Below are 23,184 nucleotides of genomic sequence, written 5' to 3' on the forward strand. Positions count from 1 at the left end.
CAGGCGCGCAAAAGGAGTTGCAGCATGATTGTCCGTCCGGTTCAAGTCAGCGACCTGCCAGCGTTGATGACGCTGGTGCAACAGGCCGGGCCGGGGTTCACCACCCTGCCCGCCAACGAAGATCGCCTGGCCCACCGGGTACGCTGGGCACAGCGCGCCTTCGCCGAACAGGTCGAGCGGGCCGATGCCGATTACCTGTTCGTGCTTGAAGACGACGAACAGCGCGTGGTCGGCGTCAGTGCCCTGGCCGGGGCCGTCGGCCTGCGTGAGCCGTGGTACAACTATCGGGTCGGGCTGACCGTCAGCTCGGCGCCGGACCTGGGTATTCAGCGGCAGATTCCGACGCTGTTCCTCAACAATGAACTGACCGGCCAATCGGAACTGTGCTCGCTGTTCCTGCGCCACGACCAGCGCCACGGCAGCAATGGACGTCTGCTATCGCTGGGGCGTTTGCTGTTTGTTGCCGAATTCCCGCACCTGTTCGGCGAAAAAATGATCGCCGAACTGCGCGGCAGTGCCGACGAGCAAGGCTGTTCGCCGTTCTGGGACAGTCTGGGCCGGCACTTCTTCCAGATGGACTTCAGCCACGCCGACCACCTGTCCGGGCTCGGCAATAAAGCCTTCATCGCCGAACTGATGCCGCGCCAGCCGCTGTACACCTGCCTGCTCACCGAACAGGCCCAGGCCGTGATCGGCCAGGCCCACCCCAACACCGAGCCGGCGCTGAAAATCCTCCAGGCCGAGGGTTTTGCCCATAAAGGCTATATCGACATATTTGACGGCGGCCCGGTCATCGAGGCGCCGATCCGCAGCATCCGCACGGTGCGCGACAGCCTGGAACTGACCCTGAGCATCGGCACGCCGGACGATCAGGCGCCCCTGTGGCTGATCCACAACCGGCGCCTGGAAAACTGCCGCATCACCGTGGCGGCGGGACGCCGGGTCGGCAGCAGTCTGGTGATCGACCGCCTGACCGCCAAACGCCTGCAATTGCAACCGGGCAACTCGGTGCGGGCAGTGCCGTTGCCCAATCGACAGCAGCAGGCGGTGGCGGCCTGAGCGCAGATTCCTGGAGAGAAAGCGCCTGAACAGGTTTTTCCTGGTTAACTTCCTCGTTAATTCGTCATGATCCTTGACCCATTGGCGTGATAGCCTTTTCACCTTCGGCGTTGACACCTTTGCTCAAGCCTTTCCATTCCTTTGTATTGGTGGAACTCGTATGACCAGGCTTTCTCATCAAGATTTGCGCCGTAACTTCCGTCAGCTGCTGGCTTCCGACACCTGCTATCACACCGCCTCGGTGTTCGATCCGATGTCTGCCCGTATCGCCGCTGACCTGGGTTTTGAAGTAGGGATTCTCGGCGGCTCGGTCGCCTCGTTGCAGGTGCTGGGCGCTCCGGACTTTGCCCTGATCACCCTCAGCGAATTCGCTGAGCAGGCCACGCGCATCGGCCGCGTCGCCCAATTGCCGGTGATCGCCGACGCCGACCACGGCTACGGCAACGCCCTCAACGTGATGCGCACCATCGTTGAACTGGAACGCGCCGGCGTCGCCGCGCTGACCATCGAAGACACCCTGCTGCCAGCACAATTCGGCCGCAAATCCACCGACCTGATCACCGTCGCCGAAGGCGTCGGCAAGATCCGCGCGGCACTGGAAGCCCGGGTCGATTCGGAAATGGCGATCATCGCCCGGACCAACGCCGGCATCCTGCCGAACCAGGAAATCATCAGCCGCACCAAGCAGTACCAGGCCGCCGGTGCCGACGGTATCTGCATGGTGGGTATTCAGGACTTCGATCAGCTCGAGCAGATCGCCGAACACCTGACCGTCCCGCTGATGCTGGTGACCTACGGCAACCCGGCGCTGCGCGACGACAAACGCCTGGCCGAACTGGGTGTGCGCGTGACCATCGACGGCCACGGTGCCTACTTCGCAGCGATCAAGGCGACCTACGACAGCCTGCGCGAACAACGCCAGATCTTCACCCAGGCTTCCGACCTGAGCGCCACCGAACTGACCCACACCTACACCCAGCCTGAGGAATACATCCTCTGGGCCAAGGAATACATGAGCGTCAAAGAGTAACCTCGCACCACGCTACAAAGAGGCAGAGCGGCCCGACGCCATCACGAGTCCACTCGCATGGCGCCCGCCGCGAAACCGCTAGACCGCGGTCTTGAAGCCTTCCTCCCGCTGTAATGCCCGCGTCTGAATCACGTTCAGAATGGCGCATCCCTCTCGCATCAACAGATGCACTGCGCTGGTAATGCGCGTCAGATCACAATCGGAAATGCCCTTGAGGTCGAGACTGGAAAAGGTGTCCGCCAGATCGCGCACGACCACAAAACGGTGCATCGCACACGCGGCCATGTCGCTCAGTTCTTTTTGGGTATTGATGAAGAGCACCGGGGATTCGGCGTCGTAGGTGTCGATGGGGAGGTAACGGGGGATTATTTGATCCGACATTGGTGTAACTCCTGTAATTAGGGCTATCACCATTCGCGGCCAAACGAAGAGGGTGGCAGCCGTACGCGGGTTGGCCGACCGGATACAGGAACCGGCACACCCGAAGGTGTCCCACGCACAGCCGCCAAAACACAACAACTCAGGCGAACATCGCTGAATATGTTGGACAACTGTACGTTCCTGTATCGACCGGCCAAGGTCGTTCGCGGAGTTTTCCGCGAGCCCGAACTATAGGGGTCGATACTGAAACGCGGCAACAGGGTACGTTGTAGGAAAGGTCTTGGAAATATGTGGGCTAGTTTTGATGGCAGTGTTCGGCGTGATATCTGGCCCTCACCCTAGCCCTCTCCCAGAGGTAGAGGGGACCGATTGGGGGATATTGGTGAGATACACCGACGTGAAAGATTTGCGCTGAATCCATAATCGACTCGGTGTTTCAGGTCGATGTATAGCGCAAGACACCTCGGTCAGCTCCCTCTCCCTCCGGGCGGTCCGACGTTTCGGGAGGGCTGGGGTGAGGGAGAAATCTGCCTGACACCCCGCCAACTCCGCTACTCCACCGACCGGCTCACCGCCCCTTAGCCAATTCCATAATCATCCGCGACAACAGATAAATCCGCGGCGCCACGCTCTCCACCTCCGCGTATTCCTCCGGCGTATGAATGTTGCCGCCGACAATCCCGAACCCGTCCAGCGTCGGCGTCCCTACCCCGGCCGACAGGCTCGCATCCGCCGCCCCGCCGCTGCCTTCTTCGGTCAACTTGCGGCCGATTTCGCCGTAAATCCCTTGCGCCATCGCCATCAACCGATCCGACTCCGCCGTCTGCGGCATCGGTGGCAAGCCGCGTTGCAGCGAGGTCTTCACTTCGGTATCGGGGATCAACTTGTCCTGCGACACCCGCGCCAGATCCTTCTCGATCCGGTCGAACTCTTCCGGCACCGCCGCCCGCACGTCAGCCTTGGCCGTGGCCTGATCCGGGATCACGTTGGTGCGATCACCGGCCTTGAGCACGGTGAAGTTGATGGTGGTTTTCCTGGCTTCGTCGCCGAGTTTGCCGAGTTGCAGGATCTGGTGCGCCGCCTCCATCGCCGCGTTGCGCCCCAGTTCCGGCGCGACGCCGGCGTGAGCCGCCTTGCCCTTGACCTCGACCAGCGCCGTGGCGCTGCCCTTGCGCCACACCACCAGACCATCGGCCGGACGGCCCGGTTCAAGGTTGAGGGTGACGTCGTGGAGTTTGGCGGTTTTCTTGATCAGGTCGGTGGCGACGTCCGAGCCGGTTTCTTCGCTGGCATCGAGCAGGAAGGTAATTTGCGCGTAGTCCTTGAAGTCGAGGTTCTTCAGAATTTTCAGCGCGTAGATGCCGGCGACGATCCCGCCCTTGTCGTCCATCACGCCCGGCCCGTAGGCGCGGCCGTCCTTGATGTGGAATGGTCGCTCGGCGGCGGAGCCTTCCTTGAACACCGTGTCCATATGCGCCATCAGCAGGATTTTCGCCTTGCCGGTGCCTTTGAGCGTGGCGAGCACGTGGTTGGTTTTTTCCGGCGTATTGGGCACCAGCTCGATGGTGGCGCCGAGCTTTTTCAGCTCGTCGATGGCGATGTCGCTGACTTGCTTGAGCCCCGGCTCATACCCTGAACCGGAGTCGATATTGACCAGGCGCTCGAGCAACTTCAGGGCTTCGGGCTTGTATTGCTCGGCATCGGCCAGCACTTGTTTGTGCGGTTCGGCAAAGACACCGGAGGCTGCAAAAGTGAGGGACAGGCCAGCCAGCAGAGAACGACGGAATTTGAACGTCATGAATCAATCCTTGTTTCGTGTCGGGTACTGAACCGTACCTGACATCGCCCCAAGGCTCCATCCCGGATGCGACACCCGACCCGTTCAAACCGAATCGAATACCTCGCGCCGCGGCTTGTCGTCGCTGCAGCAAATCACCCGGTTACGCCCGCCGGCCTTGGCTTCGTACAGCGCCTGGTCGGCGTCATCGAGCCAGCGTGTCGCGTCGCCTTGGGCCGGATCGAGTGCCGCCAGACCGATGCTCAGGCTGACTTTCAGCGCCGGGTTCTGTTCGTACACCAGAAAGGAAAAACGCTCACGCAAGGCTTCCATCGCCTGCACCGCATTGAACAGCGGCAAGTCCGGCAGGATCACGCAAAATTCGTCACCGCCGTAGCGCCCCGCCACATCGGCCATGCGCAGGTTCTGCTTGAGCATCTTGCTCAGCTGGCGCAGGACGATATCGCCGGCCACATGGCCGTAGGTGTCGTTGATCGCCTTGAAATGGTCGATGTCGATCAGCGCAATCGCCGCACCGCTCTGCTGGCGTTTGCAGCGTTGAAACTCGACTTCCAGTTGATCCTTCCAGGCGCCGTGATTGAGCAGACCGGTGAGGCTGTCGGTGCGGCTCAGGGCCAGCAATTCGCGTTTATGCAAGCCGAGGGTGTAGGCCTGGCGAAAGCAGATCCAGCCCAGCGCCAGCGGATACAGCATCAACAAAGGAAGACAGGCAAAGAGCTGTGCCGACGTGGTCATCGGGACGAACGCGGGGGCAAATACCACCAGCCCGACGCCGACGCCAAGCAACTGCGCCGCCGCGCCGGCCAGCAGAAAACGCAGGCCGCCGATGGCGACGTTGTTCATCGCCATCATCGAAATGGTCGTGGCACTGGGCAAGGGATTGAAGTGCATGGCGGCGACCCAGAAGCCACCGAGAAAGGCGTCGATCAACAAATTACGGTGTTCGGCGTGGTACGGAACCTTCGCCCGGCGCGCCCATTGATACGCGAGGTGCGGCCAGACCAGGCCGTTGAACAGCATCACCGCCCAGACCCAGGCCGGCGGATCGAGTGGATACATCGCGACGCTCACGCACAAAAGCCCCAGAACCAGCCCGAGGATTCGCGATGTATAGAGCCTCCTGGCCAGTGAAAGTCCCTTTCCTCCCGTTCTTCCCATAGGGGCCTCGACCACTCGACGGCACTGCGCAGACCGCAGACCCGATGTATTGGGAGTCTATCAGGGCAACGTCAAATAGCCATCACCGGCCAGCGGGCCGAATACCCCGTCATCAGCACCACACGGCGAGCAAATGATTGGCTATACATGAAAGGAAGAAAATGGAAAAAAGACTCTAAGAAGGAGGCCCATGCAGACCTATCAAGTGTTGATCATCGGCAGCGGTTTTGGCGGCCAGTGCGCGGCGGTCAACCTGCTCAAGGCCGGTATCGACGACTTTCGCTTGCTGGAGCGCCGCGACTTCTTCGGCGGCACCTGGTGCCAGAACACCTACCCCGGCGCGGCGGTGGATGTGCCGTCGCCGCTGTATTCCCTGTCGTTTGCGCCTTACCGCTGGACGCAGATGTTCGCCGAACAGGCGGAACTGCACCGCTACACCGACCATGTGGTCGAGCGGTTTGGCCTGCGCGACCGAGTGGAACTGCAGGCCAACGTCGAGCGCGTCGAATGGGACGACGCAGAAAAACGCTGGGCCGTACACACCGGCACCAAAGGCACTTTTTATGCGCAGTTCCTGATCAATGCCACCGGGCCGCTGAGCCAGCCGGTTATCCCACACTTTCCCGGCCAGGATCGCTTTCAGGGCAAGACCTTTCATACAAACAATTGGGATCACAGCTACGACTATCACGGTAAACGCGTGGCGATTGTCGGCAGCGGTGCCAGTGCGGCTCAGGTGATTCCGGCCATTGCACCGAAGGTCGCCCAATTGCATGTGTTTCAGCGCACAGCGCATTGGGTGCTGCCCCGTGCCGATCGTACGTTCGGGCGATTCCAGCGCTGGCTGCTGGGTCTGAAACCGGCCTACAAGCTGCTGCGCTGGATGATCTACTGGCAGTTCGAAACCCGGGTTATCGCCTTCAAATATTCGAAACCGGCGATTCACATGGTGCAGAGCCAGGCCCTGAAGTTTCTCAAACGCCAGGTGACTGACCCCGAGTTGCGGAAAAAACTGACACCGGACTTCACCATCGGCTGCAAACGAGTATTGCTTTCGAGCACCTATTACCCGGCGCTGACCCGGCCCAACGTCACGTTGCACAGCCGCGAGCAAGGCATCGCCGGCCTCGATGAAACCGGCATCGTCACCACCGATGGCCAGCACATCGACGTCGATCTGATCGTCTGGTCGACCGGTTACGACGCCACCGACGGCGTGATTTCCTACCCGGTCAGCGGAAAAAACGCCGTGCAACTGCGCGATGTCTGGGCGCAGTACCCGCGCGCCTACCTCGGCACCAGCCTGCCGGACTTTCCCAACCTGTTTATCGTCACCGGGCCGAACACCGGCATCGGCCACACCTCGGCGCTGTTCATCATCGAATCGCAGATGAACTACATCCTCGACTGCATCCGCACCTTGCAGGCCAATGGTCTGCGCAGCATCGAGGTTCGCCCCGAAGCAGAACGTACCTACACTCAGATGATTCACCGGGAGATGGAGCGCACGGTCTGGAAAACCGGCGGCTGCCACAGTTGGTATCAAAGCAAAAGCGGTCATGTGATCGCGATGTTCCCCGGCTTCAGTTTCAGCTACCACCGGTTGACCCGGGCGCTGAAACCGGCCGACCACATTCTGTCTTGAACAAGGAAGACCCACGATGCTTTTGCTGTTTGTCGCCCTCGCGGTTTTCGTGGCCTGGAGCTGGTTGAGTTACCCGGCGGTCGGCCACTGGCTCTACGATCTGAGCGCGGCCCTGGAGGCCAGGCTGTACCGGTTGCACAAGATTGAAGTGCCGATTGCCGAAATGACCGTGTCGACCTGGCAAGGCGGGCCTTATGAAGCGTCGAGCAGCATTTTGATGCTGCACGGCTACAGCGCTGAAAAAAACCTGTGGCTGCGCTTCGCCCGGCACTTTGTCGGGCAGTACCGGGTAATCATCCCGGACCTGGCCGGCCACGGCGAAACCGGCTTCAAGGCCGGCGGTGGCTACGACATTCCGGTGCAGGCCAAGCGTATGATCCAGTTGCTCGATGTCTGCGGGGTCGAGAAAGTCCACGTGATCGGCAACTCCATGGGCGGCTACATCGCCGCGTGGCTGGCAGCGACCTACCCGGATCGCATTGCTTCGGTGGCGCTGATCGACCCGGCGGGTGTCACAGCGCCCGAGCCCAGCGACATGGAGCGCCACCTGGCCCGTGGGCACAATCCGTTTCTGATCAATTCCCGGGAAGAATTCCGACGTTTCTATGCCATGACCATGGCCTCGCCACCGTGGGTGCCCGGTCTGGTGCTCGACGCGATCGCCCAGCGCTACGAACAATGCCGCGACGAACTGGAAGAGATCTTCCGGGATTTTCGCGCCAGCCCGCCGATGGAACCGAAACTGCCGGACATCAAATGCCCGGCGCTGCTGCTCTGGGGCCGCAAGGACCGGTTGATCGACGTCAGCAGCGTACCGGTGTGGAGCAAAGGCATCAGCAATCTGCGGGTCGATGTCTGGGACGGCGTCGGCCATATGCCGATGGTCGAACAGCCGTCGAACACGGCACGTCTGTATCGGGAGTTTCTGGGGGAAAACTCGCGCCAGGACAGGTAAATGGTCAGTCGTTGGCAGAATGAAGTTCGTAGGATTCTTCGTTTGCCCGCGTTGGCGAAGGCTGCGATCTTTTCCGACATCCTTTACGTGACCGTGCCAGGAATTTTTTTCATGACCGTGCAGCCTTTCGTCAGCCCCGACCTGATCCGCCAGCGCTTCTCCAAAGCGATGTCCGACATGTACCGCGAAGAAGTGCCACTGTACGGCGCGTTGATGGAACTGGTGGAACAGACCAACCGCGACGTGCTGGCACGCGAGCCGCAAGTCGCCAGTCAACTGCACAGCACCGGCGAAATCGAACGGCTGGACATGGAGCGCCACGGCGCCATCCGCGTCGGCACCGCCACTGAACTGGCCACCCTCGCCCGTTTGTTCGCAGTGATGGGCATGCAACCGGTGGGCTATTACGACCTCACCCCTGCCGGGGTGCCGGTGCATTCCACGGCGTTCCGGGCGGTGCATGAAGATGCGCTGCAGGTCAGCCCGTTCCGGGTGTTCACTTCGTTGTTGCGACTGGAATTGATTGAAGACCCCGAGCTGCGGGCCTTCGCGCAATCGGTGCTGGATAAGCGTTCGATCTTTACGCCATCGGCGCTAAGGCTGATCGAACAGGCTGAATCTGCTGGCGGCCTGAATGAGTCCGAGGCCGGGGAATTTGTCCTGCAAGCGCTGGAGACTTTTCGCTGGCACCACAGCGCCACCGTCACTGCCGCGCAATACCAGACCCTCAGCGCCCAGCATCGCCTGATCGCCGATGTCGTCGCGTTCAAGGGCCCGCACATCAACCACCTGACCCCACGCACGCTGGACATCGACATCGTCCAGGCGCAGATGCCGCTGCACGGCATCACGCCCAAAGCGGTGATCGAAGGCCCGCCGCGTCGGCAGCATCCGATCCTGTTGCGTCAGACCAGTTTCAAGGCGCTGGACGAGCCGATCACCTTCACCGACCAGACGCAAACCCGCGGCAGCCACAGCGCCCGCTTCGGCGAAATCGAACAGCGTGGCGCGGCGCTGACCCCCAAGGGCCGTGCGTTGTACGACCGGCTGCTGAACGCGGCACGCGATGAACTGGGCGATTTCCCCAACGAAGCCAACGCCTCACGCTACAACGCGCTGATGGCCCGGCACTTCAGCGAATTCCCTGACAGTCTCGAGGGCATGCGTGAGCAGGAATTGGCGTATTTCCGGTATTTCCTGACAGACAAAGGGCTGGCGGCGAGTCGTCCCGCTGATGCTTCGCTGCAAGGGTTATTACGCGACGGCTATGTGAAAGCCGAACCGCTGGTGTACGAAGATTTCCTGCCAGTCAGTGCGGCAGGGATTTTTCAGTCGAACCTGGGGGACGCGGCGCAGACACACTATGGCGAGCATTCCAATCGACAGGCGTTCGAGTTGGCCCTGGGGCGTTCGACCATTGATGAGTTGGGCCTGTATGCCGAAACCCAGCAACGTTCGATTGAGGAATGCCTCACTGCAATTGCCCGATCCGCGTGAAAAGCGGCGATTGGCCATACTGCGCAAGAAGTTGCGCACTCGTTTCGTAAAAATGCTCACCGATTCCGCTGGAGGCCATGTGTTTCAAGGCCTCCAGCCAAGTGCGCAAGAAGTTGCGCAGTACTGCGCAACTTCTTGCGCACTTTGAGCTACCTGGCTGATCAAAAAAGGCTCAAACCCGCGATGCAGAGCGGTGAAGTCCCCGGCTCCCGGGGACGTGGCAAAAGCTGGCACGCTCCTTGATAACAGTCAGGCACCCACCGGGCGATTTCGCCTCCCGGGCACCCTAACTTTATCCGCAAGGAGAGCATCCCATGGCAACACCAGCGTACATGTCGGTTACCGGCGAAAAACAAGGCCTGATCACTGCCGGCGCCTTCACCGCCGACTCCGTTGGCAACACCTACCAGGAAGGCCACGAAGACCAGGTTATGGTTCAGGCTTTCAGCCACGACGTGATCATCCCGCGTGACCCGCAATCCGGTCAGCCAACCGGTCAGCGCGTTCACAAGCCAGTGATCATCACCAAGGTCTACGACAAGGCTTCGCCACTGCTGCAAGCTGCCCTGACCTCGGGCGAGCGCATGAGCGAAATCGTTATCCAGTGGTACCGCACTTCGGCTCAAGGTACCCAAGAGCACTACTACACCACCAAACTGGAAGACGCGATCATCGTCGCCATCAACAACAAGATGCACAACTGCCAGGATCCATCGAACGCCCACTTCACCCACCTGGAAGAAGTGCAGTTCACCTACCGCAAAATCACCTGGACCCACGAAGTATCCGGTACTTCGGGTTCCGATGACTGGCGTGCTCCAGTCGTTTAATTACGGCTGATCGTTACAAGCATCGGCCAGCTCTGCTGGTCGATGTTGTTTACGCCCCTCCAGAATTTCGCGTTCGTCGATCGTTAACGGTCGACGAACGCCGCTGTACAGCACGAGGAACAAGGGATGTTCGCGCCGGCCAATGAAACCCACTTTGCCCTGACCATCGAAGGTCTTTCCGCCGATTTCCAGGTGTTTACCCTCACCGGTCGGGAAGCCATCAGCCAGCCTTTTGTGTTCGAGGTGGAGCTGGTCAGTGAGCAGCCGTCGCTGGACCTCGAAACCCTGCTGCACAAACCGGCCTTCCTGCAGCTGTCGCCCGACGGCAGCGGCATTCACGGCTTGATCTACCGCGCCGCGCAAGGCGATTCCGGCAAGCGCCTGACGCGCTACTCCGTGACCCTGCGCCCGCAACTGGCGTATCTCGCGCACCGGATCAACCAGCGAATCTTCCAGAACCTCAGCGTGCCGAAAATCATCGGCAAGGTCCTCGAAGAACACGGCATCCAGGGCAACGCCTACGCGTTCCAGACCGGTTCGATCTACCCCGATCGCATCTACTGCGTGCAGTACGACGAATCGGACCTGCATTTCATCCAGCGCCTGTGCGAAGAAGAAGGCATTCACTACCACTTCCAGCACAGCGCCACGGGCCACAAACTGGTGTTCGGCGATGACCAGACGGTGTTCAAGAAACTGGCGCCGGTGGCCTATCAGCAGGACTCCGGCATGGTCGCCAGCAACCCGGTGATCAAACGCTTCGACCTGCGCCTGGAAACCCGCACCAGCCGCACCACCCGCCGCGACTACGACTTCGAAAAACCGCGCCTGACGCTGGAAAGCGAAAACCGCGGCGACGCCCTGCCCGACCTCGAGGACTACGATTACCCGGGCCGTTTCGTCGACCGCGAGCGCGGCAAGCACCTGGCCAAACGCGCCCTCGAACGCCATCGCAGCGACTTCCAGCTCGCCGAAGGCAAGAGCGATCAGCCGTTGCTGGTCAGCGGCCATTTCCTCGCACTCAAAGAACACCCGAAGGCCAAGTGGAATGACCTGTGGCTGCTCACCGAAGTCCTGCACGAAGGCAAGCAGCCGCAGGTGCTGGAAGAGTCGGTCACCAGCGACACCACCGCGCTGAAAGACGATTTCCATCAGGGCTACCGCAACCGCTTTCAGGCCACCCCGTGGGACGTGCCGAACCGCCCGCCCCTACGCCACCCGAAACCGCGCATCCTCGGCAGCCAGAGCGCCGTGGTTACCGGCCCAAAAGGCGAAGAAATCCACTGCGACGAATACGGCCGCGTCAAAGTCCAGTTCCACTGGGACCGCGACGGCCAGGCCGACGACAAGACCAGCTGCTGGCTGCGCGTCTCCAGCGCCTGGGCCGGCGCCCAGTACGGCGGCATCGCCATCCCGCGCATCGGCATGGAAGTGCTGGTGACATTCCTTGAAGGCGACCCCGACCAGCCGCTGATCAGCGGCTGCCTGTACCACAAGGAAAACACCGTCCCCTACGCCCTGCCGGCGAACAAGACCCGCACCACCTTCAAGACCCTGAGCTCGATGGGTGGCGGCGGCTTCAACGAACTGCGCATCGAAGACAAGAAAGGCCAGGAACAGATCTTCCTCCACGCCCAGCGCGACTGGGACGAGAACATCGAACACGACCAGAAAATCCGCGTCGGCAACGAACGCCACGACGTCGTGGAAAAAAACAGCTACACGGAATTCAAGGCCGAAGAACACCACACGGTTTACGAAGACCGCAAAGTCGAAGCACGGGCCAACGACCACCTGACCGTGGGCGTGAACCAGCACATCAAGATCGGCACCGGGCAATTCATCGACGCCGGCCAGGAAATTCACCTCAGCAGCGGGATGAAGGTGGTGCTGGAAGCCGGGGCCGAACTGACGCTGGTCGGCGGTGGCAGCTTCATCAAGATCGATGGCGGCGGCGTGACCATGAGCGGGCCGGCGATCAACATCAACTCCGGTGGTGGACCGGGCAGCGGCACCGGCGCCGCCCCACTGCTGCCGGGCGTGTTGAAGCAGGCGGATGCCGACAAGGCTGGCGCTGTCCTGACCCCGGCACAAATCAACACCCTCAAACGTAATGCGCCGTTCTGCGAAGAGTGCGAAAAATGCAAGGCAGGTGCCTGTGCCATCTAATCGACTGACACCCAAGGATTGGCTGGCACAACAGCCGTTGCAGAAAGACGAGCGGCTGTATCTGGTCATCAGCGCCGCGAGCGATGCAGAGCCACTCAAGCCCTTTTATCAGCATGATACGGCTCCGCAACTTCTACCTATCTGGAGCGGAACACCGTACGCCGATTGGAAACCGGTGATGCCGTACCTCGCAGAAATCACCCCGAACGCTGAATTCTTGTCGTGGATTGCTGAAACTGACGCATTGGATTGGGGATGGCTCGCCGTGTCTACCTGCGATCCAGACCTGGTAATGGAACATTTACGTAGCCTGACCCAAGTGCGTATGCCGGATGCCACGGAAGTATTTTTTCGATTTTGGGATGGTCGGCATATCTACCCGATCATTGAGGCGCTTGGTCCCGCCACCGGAGAAGTTTTACCGGTATTCGAGCGATATCTGATCAATGGCAAAAGCGTTGAAGTGGGCCGAAGAGCAGTGCAGCCTGCAAAAGAGTGGCCTTGGTGGGAAGTGCCTCAAACGCTCTTGGATCTCCTCGCAAAAAAGGATCACACCACCGTAGTCGAGAACCTGATGCAGTGGCTATCAGAGGATTGTCCGGAGCTGTACTTCGAATTTCCCGAAGCCAACCTGCGTAGAAAGGTCGAGCGCTTCGTACGCCAAAACCCAAATACAGAAGAAATGGCAGAGCGTCTTGCTGCTGAGCTGACAAAGGAAGTCACGTCATGAATACCCCGATTGGTACATTGGTCCTGCGTGTGCTGGACGCCAAAACACCTGACGTGAACCTGATTCTCAAAGACTTCAAAAACTGCCTGAGCGATTACAAGGACTGGGCTGACGGTTTCTGGACGGGCTGGGCGCTGGATGTCGACCAGACCTTCAAGGTCGGCAACGAAGTCAGTGTCACTAAACGCAAGACCAAAACCGGCGCAGTGGAAACCTATGCAACCTGCCCACTGGTGGGTGATTTCACGCTGATCCACATGTTCGAGTCAGCGCGATTCGTCCCTATTGGCAATACTCCAGTAAAACTGGAGCCAGTGACCAAGGGCACCTTCTACGACGACGTTACCGGACCGGTCATCGAAACCATGATAGGCCCAAGCGGTATCAAGGTGGTTGAAGGTTGCAAGAAGGGGCAGACCTATCGCATCACGTTCTTTCCCAATGTCTCGCAGAACGACGTCAAAGCGCTCTATGACTCCTATCAAGGCGTTATCGGAAAACTTGACAGCTGGCTGCAAAGCGAATGGTCGAGCAAGTTTCAGCCGCAATGGGCCAGCTACTCGGCGGCAGATCGCGCCGGGCGTTCGGTCATTTTGCTTAAACGGGCACTGGATGGTTTTGAGAAAGCTCTGCTTCGTCTGTGGGACGACATCAAAAGCCTGTTCGAGCTGCTCGCTAATCCGCGAAAAAACTACGCAAAACTCAAAAAGTATCTGTCGGACATCGAAATCGACAAGCTCTATGCCGCGTCGAAAGAGTCCATCGCTTCAGGGTTGCTGATCCTCAGCGACGAGCCGCTGATGTTCATCTATGTCTCGGCGATTGTGGCATGGGTCGGCATGCTTCCGCCGCAGGTCATCGTCGACGTTATGACGGCGATTGCTTCGGAGTTTCTGATCAACGTACTGGTGGGTATCTGCCTGACGGGTGGTGCCGGACTGGCTGTAAGAGCAGGGACGAAAGTCCTGTCCACGGTCAAATCGGGTGAAGCGATCAAGTACCTGGATGATCTTGCTTCTACTCTGATGACACTCAGCAACAAACACGCCCTGCCCGCTCATGCGGAGGTGTCGAAACCAATCATCGCCAGCGCCAAGAATGTGCCGATGAAGCCTGCCAAAACGGCAGCATTGAAGATCGACGAAGCCGCCACTGAAGCGCCCAAGCCCAAACCCCAACCAGGCAAAGCCGCACCGAAGAGCCAGGTAGCGGAGCAACCAGCCAAAGGCCCGCTGCCGAAAACTTCAGACACACCGAAACAAGAGGTCAAGGACGCCTCCTCGTTTCCACGGGACAAAAAGCAGAAACAAACCTCGCTTGAGCCAAAGGAAAAGATCGACGACGCTCCTGATCAATCGAAGACACCTGACGACAAAAGCGCCACCTGCGCGAAGAAAACCTGCACCAATGGCTGCCCGGTTTCGATGGTGACGGGTGAAGAACTGTTGACTATTACCGACGGCGAACTCGGCGGTTTACTGCCCTTCACCTGGACGCGTCTCTATCGCACCAGTGCGGCGGAAATGGATTGCGGCCTCGGCTTTGGCTGGAGCCATGCCCTCGCCCAACGGGTGGACATCAATGGCGATGAAGTCATCTGGACCGACCACGAAAACCGTGTCACGACTTTTCCTATGCCGAGCGAGCAGCGTCCGGCAATCACCAACAGCCTTTCGGAAGCCGCGATCTTCATCGGCAACGACCCTTCCGAACTTATCCTCACACAGGCTGGTGAACGCAAGCAGTTCTATCACTTCTGCTTCAACAGCAAAGGCGCGACGCTGATCGCCATCAGCGACAACTACGACAATCGCCTGCACATCACCCGTGACATCCACGGTCGAATCAAGCGCGTGGATAACGGGGCCGGTCGAGCACTTCTGGTTCGGTACGACCGCAAACACATTGTCGCCATCGACTATCAGCAATTCGTTCCGGCAGACAATCTGGAAGATGCATGGAGCACCGTCCAGACGCTGGTCACTTACACGTACGATGCTCAACAACGCCTGATCAAAGCCACGAACGCTGCCGGCGAGTCGGAGCGTTACGCCTACAACGAACAGAACGTCATTCTCGAGCGGCAACTCGCCGGTGGCGCCAGCTTCTACTGGGAATGGGAAAAGGAAGGCAAGTCAGCGCGCTGCATCCATCACTGGGCCAGCTTCTCGCAAATGGACGCGCACTACGCGTGGGATGACAAAGGTAGCGTCACGGTTACCAACGCAGATGGCAGCGAAGAGGTCTACACCCACGATGACAAGGCTCGACTCGTCGCCAAGGTCGATCCGGATGGCGCGGAACACCTCAAGGCTTACGACGATCAAGGTAGGTTAATCGCCGAAAAGGATCCACTCGGCGCAGTCACTGAATACCAATACAACGAGGCCGGTCGACTGGTCGCGATCATCCCGCCGGAAGACATGCCGACCTCCTACGAGTACTACCACGGCTACGTCCGTGTGGTTAATCGTGGCCCGGCCAAATGGATCTACTGGCGTAACGACCAGGGCGATATCACCGAACAAATTGATCCAGATGGAAACTCGACCCACTACAGCTACGATCGCCAAGGACGTTTGCTGGAAATCAGACACCCTGATGGCAGCCGTCATCAACTGGGCTGGAATAACCTCGGCCAGTTGCTGGAGGAGCGCCTGCCCGACGGCGGTCAACGCAAATATCGCTACGACGCGCTCGGTCGGCAGATCACACGTCAGGCTGAAACCGGTGCAATCACCCACTACCAGTGGGATGCTGCAAACCGTCTGGCACAGATCACCCTGCCCGGTGGTGCCACGCGCGCGTTTACCTACAACCCGTACGGTCGCGTCACGGCTGAACGCGATGAACTGGGCCGCGTAACCCGTTACGAGTATGCCGATAACCTGCACCTGGTCAGCCGTCGTATCAACCCCGACGGCAGTCAACTGCGTTATCGCTATGACAACGCACGCCTGCTGCTCACCGACATCGAAAACGAACGCGGCGAACACTATCAGCTGGATTACTACTCGAACGGGCTGATCCAGCAGGAAACCGGTTTCGACGGACGCCGCACTGCCTACGAGTACGACCTCAACGGCAAGCTGCTGAAGAAAACCGAATTCGGCGACGACGGCAGCGAACTTGTCACCGAGTACCAGCGCGACGCCGCTGGCCGACTACTGGTGAAGACCCTGCCCGACGGCGAGGAAATTCACTACAACTACGATGCACTTGGCCGCCTGGTCAACGTGGACGATGGTCATTGGCCGCTAGCTTATGAATATGATGTGCAGGATCGGCTGATCACCGAGCATCAGGGCTGGGGCACCACGCGTTACGAATACGACAGCGTCGGACAGCTCAATCACTGCCGCCTGCCGGATGGCAGCACACTCGATTATCGCCACCAACCTGGCGGGCATCTGAGCAGTATCGACCTCAACGGCACACGCCTGACTTCCCACCAGTTCAGTGCCGGTCGTGAACAGCAACGTCAGCAAGGTCTGCTGCTCAGCCAATATCAATACGACGAACAAGGTCGCCTGCAAGCGCACAGCGTCAGTCAACGCGACAAAAACCTGTTCCAGCGTCGCTACAACTACGACGCCAACGGTAACCTCGCCGGCATCGACGACAGCCGTAAAGGCAATCGCAGCTACCACTACGATCCGCTGGATCGACTGATCAACGTACGTGGCGCAACACCCGAAAGCTTCGCCCATGACCCGGCGGGTAACCTGCTCGGTCAGACCGACATGCCCGTTGCCAACCTGGCCAACGTCAAAGGCAACCGCCTGCTGATGCAGGGCGACCGCCACTACGACTACGACGCCTACGGCAACCTGATCCGCGAGCGGCGCGGCGCTAACCAGAAACTCGTCACTGAATACCGGTATGACTGCCAACATCGTCTGATCGGCGTAAGCCTGCCGGGAGGCAGTACGGCGTCGTACAAATACGATGCCTTCGGCCGCCGCATCGAAAAGACCGTCGACAGCCATACCACCGAATTCCTGTGGCAAGGCGAACGTCTGATTGCCGAAAGTGCCGACAACCGCTATCGCAGCTACATCTACGAACCCGGCAGCTTCCGCCCCTTGGCGATGCTCGACGGCGAGGGTCCACTAAAGGCCACGCCGTTCTACTATCAACTCGACCACCTCGGCACTCCGCAGGAACTCACCGACTACAGCGGCGAGATCATGTGGTCGGCAAAATACCGCGCCTATGGCAACCTTGCGGCACTGGATGTCAGCGAAATCGACAACCCGCTGCGCTTTCAGGGTCAGTACTTCGACGCCGAGACGGGGTTACATTACAACCGGCACCGCTACTACAATCCGAGCACAGCGCGTTTTTTGACACCGGATCCGATCAAGCTTGCGGGTGGGTTGAACAACTACAGGTATGTACCTAACCCTACGGGCTGGGTTGACCCATTAGGCTTGGACACTACTCCTGTAGTATGTCCAGGCGGTCCAAACTGCACTGCCCCTGTCAAAACCTTGGATGAACTGGTACCTGGAGGCAGCGTCCCCAGTGTTAAAGATGGAGCGTTCAACAAATGGTTCAACGAGCTTACACCTGATGAGTTCGACACTGTTTGGTCCAATGAAGCTTATAAAAACGCCATTAAAGATCGGCTGAGATACCCGGGAGGAATGCATGAGTGGCACATGGTTTCGAGAGCTGACACATTTAAGCGCTGGGGCGTGAGTGCTGAACAGATATATGAGCTACGGACCGCAATTAGTGACGTGAAATTTGTAAACCCTACTGGTCATCATGGAGGCAAAGGGTCTACAAAAGCACACAATGAAATACTTAAAGTAATTGACAATTCGAAAGATTATGGCGAGTTCCGCCAAGGACTCAATGAATGGGCTGGCAGAAGACTAGACGGTGGCGTTGACTCCCTTCCTTCAGGTCTCAAAAATTAAGGCACAAAAAATGGTAGAAACAAAAACAGTCTCAATCTGGACTGCAAAAACTGGTTGGGAGCCGTCAACACTCCAGGAAATAATGTTGCCGGCATATTCAGAAGATGGAGACTCGCTTGGATGCGAGTTCACAAATGCGTTTTCACTTGGCTTTATAGATAATGATTTTATCGAAGCCGACAAAGTCGAAAACACCAACTCTCTCGAGAGCGCAATTAAAGGCTTTTCTTACGACTCCGATATATCCTCAGACATAAAATCAAAGAATATTCAGCCTACCAATCAAACAATAGACACTCTTATTGCAATATACGACTTCACTTTTCAAGGCAATCCACCAGCCCGCGTAATCCGAGGCAAAGAAATCACTTTCAGAGGCACATTCACATACAAAGAGTAGCGACAAACCTAATCCAAAGGGAATAGATTTATTTTCTTTAGCAAAAATAAATCTTCCCCCTTTTCATATGAAAAACTAAGTGCGCACAATGACGAGCAACTTTGAAATTGCGCTAAGCAAACACGAGTTCCCAGATTATTTTAGGGGCAAAGGAGAGTATTTCACGAGAGACCCCGACTGGGGAACTCAGCTACATATCAGAAACTGGCAGGATTCGAGCGTATTTTTAAAATCACTGAATAACTCCACAAATGTGCTGAAAAACGCATTTAGCTCGTATCTAAGCACTGTAGAACTTACGATAGCCGATGCACACGACCTTCTTGAGAACATCGGCTGCTATTACTACTTAAGAACCAAGCACCCCCATCTTTCGAAGGATGGATTCGATCTGATCCGAGACGCTGACAACAATGATAAACAAACAATCTCGGCAACAATATCCTTTCTCAAAAAAGCAGTTACGACCTACAACACTCCTGAAGAGCTTGAACTCTTCAATCGTCGGATCAATATACTTATCAACAGTGGAGGCCCAGACAACATCACCAACCTCTAACACAACCAAAGTTAACAAATCCATCCTTCACAGAACTAAACAACTAAAAAGACAGATTCATTTTCCTTTGAAGAAACAAATTCCCCATTTTTTTTGAACCCACTAAAGTAACTAAAATACTCAATATGAGCAGACACAAAATCATCCTATCGAATGACTGGATTGCAGAATTTAACAATACAGGTGAGTTCCATATGGGAGCAGAGGGTTGGGGTCTTCTGCTAACAGGTCCTAATCAAAGCCGCATCAATTATTTCAACGACCAAATCGTACTGGTAAACGATGATGAGGGCGTACACGCTAGATCGTGTATTCGCTTATCCGATAGTGGCGTGTACGGTTACCTCACCACTGCAGTGGACAGCAGTTGGGTCATCGACTTTTCACGAGGAATGATTGCTCCGCACCGGATCAGCATCCAGCAGCGCCACGATGGTTATGATGAGAGTGTATCAGTTCACGAGCAACCCGCATTCAAACGGACGAGGCAGTATATTAGCGTTAGTGGTAAACACATTTACCTGACCTTCCCCCTCACCCGCGACGAAGACTTTCCGAAAGTCTGGGAAGAGTATTTATCGATTCGACGACGGCAGATCGACGAGCTCTACTTTCGTAACTGAGTTCACCAACGAGGCCTATAACCAGAGGAAACTTATTTATTTTTCTAATCCAAAGAGGACAGATCTATTTTTTGCTGATTAAAATTGAAAATACATCTTTCCCTTTTGTCCAATCGATCTTCCCATGCGGCAAAATACTCGATATCGGATGGTATCCAGAATTCAGCATATACGGTTCCTTTGTAATCTCTATAATCCGCAATCAAGACTGGCAAAATCCGACTCATTGTGAAAAAGCCAAAACTGGGAAGAGTTCAAAATCGCGCTAGAGAACATATTGAAAAATCTGGAAAGCTAGTATCGATAAACGCTTCGGATATATGGAGTAAACCAACTGACCAAAACAACATCACCGCTATCCGCCCTCAATCATCTCCTCCAAAACCTCATACTTAACCACCACCCGATTCCCATACAACCGCTCCCTCTCCACCAACGCCCCCACCTGCCCCTTCTCCCTCACCTCCCGCCAAATCTCATTCTCCCGATACACCCGCTCCCCCTCCCGCACAAACCGATGCCCCACTTCAAACACGTGATACCGATAAGCCCGCTCCCGATCACACAACAACTCCCCCTCCAGCTGCGTCTCCCCGACCTTCAACGTCAGCTGAAAGCTGCGATCCGTCGGGTTGTGCAGTACCAGGTCGATGTAGTTGTAGAAGATCGCCGCGCCGGATCCGAATGGCAGGACGCGGCCGTCGTCCGGGAAGGGGTCGAAGCTGTGGTTGGCGCGTTCGATGACGACCAGCGGTGAGTGAATGGCCATCCAGTGGATGAGGTTGCTGAGTTGGCAGATGCCGCCGCCGATGCCGGTGCGGGCTTCGCCGAATGAGAGTTCCATACCTTCGACGTAGCCGCGTTGGCGGGTCGGGCGGCCGACGAGGCGGCAGAAGGAGAAATATTCGCCGGGGGCGATGGTGACGCCATCGATGGCGGCGACGGCGAGTTTGAGGTTGATGACTTTGTTGTGTTGCAGCGCGAGGTCGGAGTCGCCGAGTTTGCGGATCAGTTTTGAGGTGTGTTTGAGGTAGCGGTAAGGCAAGCGCTCGGACGTCGTGGCAGGCCGCGCGTAGCGTTTGCTCGAGCAGTGCCAGGCGATGTGGCGGAACAGTCTTTTTTGCCACACGCGCAGCCAGTAAAGGGCCGGGTGGTAGAGGGAAAGTGGTTTCATCCTTGGCGAACGGCGCGGGCCGTTGTCTTCCTTGAGCTTGAAAGGGCGGCGCATCTTACCGTGGAACCGCGCTTGATCGCCAAGCGCCTCACCTGCGTCGCAAGCCGTAACAAGTCGCCCGGCCCGGGCGCTTAGAAATTAAGCTTGAACTAAGGTTGCGTCCCTACCATCCGGGCCACAAAGCAGCGGTTCTGTGTGCTGATTGCCGTCAGCAGAACCCTTCAACTTGAAGTGAGCCCGGACCATGAGTGCGATCGATTCCACCTCTAAACAACTGCCCGCCTTCAGTCTTGTATTGGTCAATTACAAGACGCCGGAAATAACCCGGATGTGCCTGGAGTTTCTCCAGCAATACGTCAAGGAGCATCAAATTCCAGTGTGGGTGGTGGACAACGATTCCGCCGATGAAAGCCTGATTTACTTGCGGTCTCTGGACTGGATCAACTTGATCGAGCGCCCTTCTCCCGGCAAGGAAGCGGGGCATATTGCTCATGGCAAGGCACTTGATCTGGCACTTGCGAAAGTTGAAACCGATTACCTGTTTTTGCTGCACACCGATACTTTCGTTTTTGACAGTACTGTCTTTTCGATGATGATGAATGAGTGCATGCAATCTTTGGATACAGCGGCGGTCGGTTGCGTCGAACAATTGGATCGAGGCGTCCTTAGAGACACTTGGCGTTTGTCTTCTCGTTATTTCAAACACTATTTCCGCCGGGCAAAACAGCATTTCGGGTTGCCGTCCCGAGATCCAAAACCCTACCGGGAAACTCACCTGAAAAGCTTCTGCACCTTGTGGAATGCTCGGTTGATCAAGGCTCACGGGCTGCATTTTTCGATGGACGACCGGGTCCCGGGATACACGCTGCAGGATCGTTTAAGCAGCCTTGGCTACGGCATCAAATGCCTCTCGCCGCGGACGATCTTCCGCTACCTGGATCACATCCAGGCCGGCACCGTGGCCGCGATCGGTGGATACGGCAAACAGCACCGCCGCACCACCATGTATCAGGAAACGCTCAAGCGCCTTCAGTTACAACAGGGCATGCGACCCGCCAAATCGTAAGACAATAAAAAAGGGCGACTTCAAAGTCGCCCTTTTTGCATCTGAATTCTTTGGCCTCCACTCCGAGGAGGTGTTCGCCCAGTGTAATGGCCTGGCAATCCATGCACCGGTAAAGAGCCCTGACACTGGGCGAACGCGAAGGATTTTAATGGAAATTGGCGGATATGTCGTCCTGCTTCAACATGAAATTTATGTACTGAAAAGTTAAAGAAAATATTCGTCGATATTTCCCGACAAACTTTCTGACATCACCACCTCGAATACTTCATATGACTGTTCTCATACAATTACTTGTACAAGAGCAGCCATTCTGTAGAGTCAATACTCAACTTTCATGCTGACTGGTCACTTTTAATACATCGGTGTAAGTGACCACGACGCTTTGCCCGACTTTCAAATCTTTCAGTTTGGCCTGAATCTCAGGCTTTTCGACGTTGAGGTTTTTCGACTGGCCCGACGGGTTTTCCAGGGTCACCTGGTTTGTCGCCAAATCAATTTTGGTGATTTTCAGTTGCACCTGAACTTGGCGGAAGGCCTCGCCACCGGGGTTGCTGCTGCCCACGGCGTTGCGCAGTTCACCGGTGCGCTCGGTGGAGCCTGGCAGACCTTTATCCACGTCGGTGTCCAGATAAGCGGCCACAGAGCGGGTCACTTCGATCTGTACCAGATCGCCCACTTTCAAATTACCGAGGTTTTTCGCCTTGTCGCTGAGCTGAATGTGCACCTGGCGACCTTCCGCGCCTTCCAGGACCACTTGATGATTGGCCGGGTCAACCGCCAGCACTTTGGTGGTGACCCGGTCGGCCTCGACAGCGGCCGACAGCGGGATATCGGCGGCCATCGCCGAAAGGCTGGCCGTAGAAAGGACGGTGGCAAGTGCTATGGCGTGCGTCAGTGCTTGGAGCTTCATAAGCGGTACATTCCCTGTGATGGATGGCAGCACCCATCGCCAACGTGGTCAGCGACGGATGTGCCACTGAGCATAGACGCCCTTCAGGGTTTGTTCCGCGATCGTTGCGCGGTGTCCTGCGCGGTGGACTCGCCACTGGCGGGGCCTTTCCCGGAGCTCTGCCGCTGTTTGGGATCGGTGGGACGCAGTGCGTCGTTGTCGCGCTCGGTTTCACCCGGCGGACGAGGTTCGTCGGGGTGCTCGTTATCAGGGACAGTGTTCATTCCAGGCCT

At 57.5% G+C, this 23,184-nt stretch carries 19 protein-coding genes; 13 read left to right on the top strand and 6 right to left on the bottom strand.

What is annotated here, in order from left to right:
* The first annotated feature begins 24 nt into the window (after window positions 1-24).
* Both astA and CAF76_RS25220 read left to right on the top strand, forming a co-directional pair.
* Entirely contained in the window at window positions 25-1,059 is a 1,035-nt protein-coding gene (gene astA / locus CAF76_RS25215) for an arginine N-succinyltransferase (protein WP_064595277.1), read from the top strand.
* Window positions 1,060-1,219: 160 nt separating this feature from the next.
* On the top strand, window positions 1,220-2,089 hold the full coding sequence (locus CAF76_RS25220; RefSeq protein ID WP_007956238.1) for an oxaloacetate decarboxylase: 870 nt from the start codon (window positions 1,220-1,222) through the stop codon (window positions 2,087-2,089).
* A gap of 78 nt (window positions 2,090-2,167) precedes the next feature.
* Here the strand turns inward: CAF76_RS25220 and CAF76_RS25225 are convergent, their stop codons facing one another.
* The 3 genes from CAF76_RS25225 to CAF76_RS25235 all read right to left on the bottom strand — a co-directional run bounded on the left by CAF76_RS25225 (window position 2,168) and on the right by CAF76_RS25235 (window position 5,426).
* Window positions 2,168-2,470 (bottom strand): hypothetical protein, encoded by a 303-nt coding sequence (locus CAF76_RS25225; RefSeq protein ID WP_085648831.1) that lies wholly within the window; start codon window positions 2,468-2,470, stop codon window positions 2,168-2,170.
* A 568-nt stretch (window positions 2,471-3,038) separates the two neighbouring features.
* Window positions 3,039-4,268 (bottom strand): M20/M25/M40 family metallo-hydrolase, encoded by a 1,230-nt coding sequence (locus tag CAF76_RS25230; RefSeq protein ID WP_064595273.1) that lies wholly within the window; start codon window positions 4,266-4,268, stop codon window positions 3,039-3,041.
* Between the two features lie 84 nt (window positions 4,269-4,352).
* A complete protein-coding gene (locus tag CAF76_RS25235; protein ID WP_085648830.1) occupies window positions 4,353-5,426 on the bottom strand; it encodes a diguanylate cyclase in 1,074 nt (357 codons plus the stop codon).
* Between the two features lie 190 nt (window positions 5,427-5,616).
* Between CAF76_RS25235 and CAF76_RS25240 the strand changes: the two genes are divergently transcribed.
* The 10 genes from CAF76_RS25240 (at window position 5,617) to CAF76_RS25285 (ending at window position 19,762) form a co-directional block, all read left to right on the top strand.
* Window positions 5,617-7,071, top strand: a complete 1,455-nt coding sequence (locus CAF76_RS25240) for an NAD(P)/FAD-dependent oxidoreductase (RefSeq protein WP_085648829.1) — start codon at window positions 5,617-5,619, stop codon at window positions 7,069-7,071.
* A 16-nt stretch (window positions 7,072-7,087) separates the two neighbouring features.
* A complete protein-coding gene (locus tag CAF76_RS25245) occupies window positions 7,088-8,026 on the top strand; it encodes an alpha/beta fold hydrolase (protein ID WP_039767801.1) in 939 nt (312 codons plus the stop codon).
* Window positions 8,027-8,137: 111 nt separating this feature from the next.
* On the top strand, window positions 8,138-9,523 hold the full coding sequence (locus CAF76_RS25250; RefSeq protein WP_085648828.1) for a VOC family protein: 1,386 nt from the start codon (window positions 8,138-8,140) through the stop codon (window positions 9,521-9,523).
* Between the two features lie 314 nt (window positions 9,524-9,837).
* Window positions 9,838-10,353 carry an Hcp family type VI secretion system effector gene (locus tag CAF76_RS25255; protein WP_039767797.1) on the top strand — a complete coding sequence of 172 codons (516 nt, stop codon included), beginning with the start codon at window positions 9,838-9,840 and terminating at the stop codon, window positions 10,351-10,353.
* Between the two features lie 126 nt (window positions 10,354-10,479).
* Window positions 10,480-12,522, top strand: a complete 2,043-nt coding sequence (tssI, locus tag CAF76_RS25260; protein ID WP_085648827.1) for a type VI secretion system tip protein TssI/VgrG — start codon at window positions 10,480-10,482, stop codon at window positions 12,520-12,522.
* The gene (locus CAF76_RS25265; protein WP_085648826.1) at window positions 12,512-13,252 is read left to right on the top strand and encodes a DUF4123 domain-containing protein; all 741 of its coding nucleotides are present in this window, start codon (window positions 12,512-12,514) and stop codon (window positions 13,250-13,252) included. The genes tssI and CAF76_RS25265 overlap by 11 nt, the downstream gene beginning before the upstream one ends.
* Entirely contained in the window at window positions 13,249-18,180 is a 4,932-nt protein-coding gene (locus tag CAF76_RS25270) for an RHS repeat-associated core domain-containing protein (protein ID WP_256579661.1), read from the top strand. The genes CAF76_RS25265 and CAF76_RS25270 overlap by 4 nt, the downstream gene beginning before the upstream one ends.
* Window positions 18,143-18,580 (top strand): immunity 22 family protein, encoded by a 438-nt coding sequence (locus CAF76_RS25275; RefSeq protein ID WP_256579663.1) that lies wholly within the window; start codon window positions 18,143-18,145, stop codon window positions 18,578-18,580. Before CAF76_RS25270 ends, CAF76_RS25275 begins: the two co-directional genes overlap by 38 nt.
* A gap of 88 nt (window positions 18,581-18,668) precedes the next feature.
* On the top strand, window positions 18,669-19,139 hold the full coding sequence (locus CAF76_RS25280; RefSeq protein ID WP_085648824.1) for a hypothetical protein: 471 nt from the start codon (window positions 18,669-18,671) through the stop codon (window positions 19,137-19,139).
* Window positions 19,140-19,264: 125 nt separating this feature from the next.
* Complete coding sequence (locus CAF76_RS25285; protein ID WP_085648823.1) at window positions 19,265-19,762, top strand: hypothetical protein; 498 nt, start codon at window positions 19,265-19,267, stop codon at window positions 19,760-19,762.
* Window positions 19,763-20,117: 355 nt separating this feature from the next.
* On the opposite strand, the gene CAF76_RS25290 is transcribed toward CAF76_RS25285, so the two are convergent.
* A complete protein-coding gene (locus tag CAF76_RS25290) occupies window positions 20,118-20,936 on the bottom strand; it encodes a VanW family protein (RefSeq protein WP_085648822.1) in 819 nt (272 codons plus the stop codon).
* 244 nt (window positions 20,937-21,180) lie between these two features.
* Between CAF76_RS25290 and CAF76_RS25295 the strand changes: the two genes are divergently transcribed.
* Window positions 21,181-22,002: a glycosyltransferase family 2 protein gene (locus CAF76_RS25295; RefSeq protein WP_064595252.1), complete on the top strand. Its 822-nt coding sequence runs from the start codon at window positions 21,181-21,183 to the stop codon at window positions 22,000-22,002.
* Between the two features lie 325 nt (window positions 22,003-22,327).
* Here the strand turns inward: CAF76_RS25295 and CAF76_RS25300 are convergent, their stop codons facing one another.
* Window positions 22,328-22,912, bottom strand: coding sequence for a hypothetical protein (locus CAF76_RS25300; RefSeq protein WP_085648821.1), 585 nt, complete (start codon window positions 22,910-22,912; stop codon window positions 22,328-22,330).
* An 83-nt stretch (window positions 22,913-22,995) separates the two neighbouring features.
* Entirely contained in the window at window positions 22,996-23,175 is a 180-nt protein-coding gene (locus CAF76_RS25305; RefSeq protein ID WP_085648820.1) for a hypothetical protein, read from the bottom strand.
* Window positions 23,176-23,184: the final 9 nt, after the last annotated feature.

The organism is Pseudomonas sp. B40(2017) (genome assembly GCF_002112855.1).
Taxonomy (GTDB): Bacteria; Pseudomonadota; Gammaproteobacteria; order Pseudomonadales; family Pseudomonadaceae; genus Aquipseudomonas; species Aquipseudomonas pharyngis.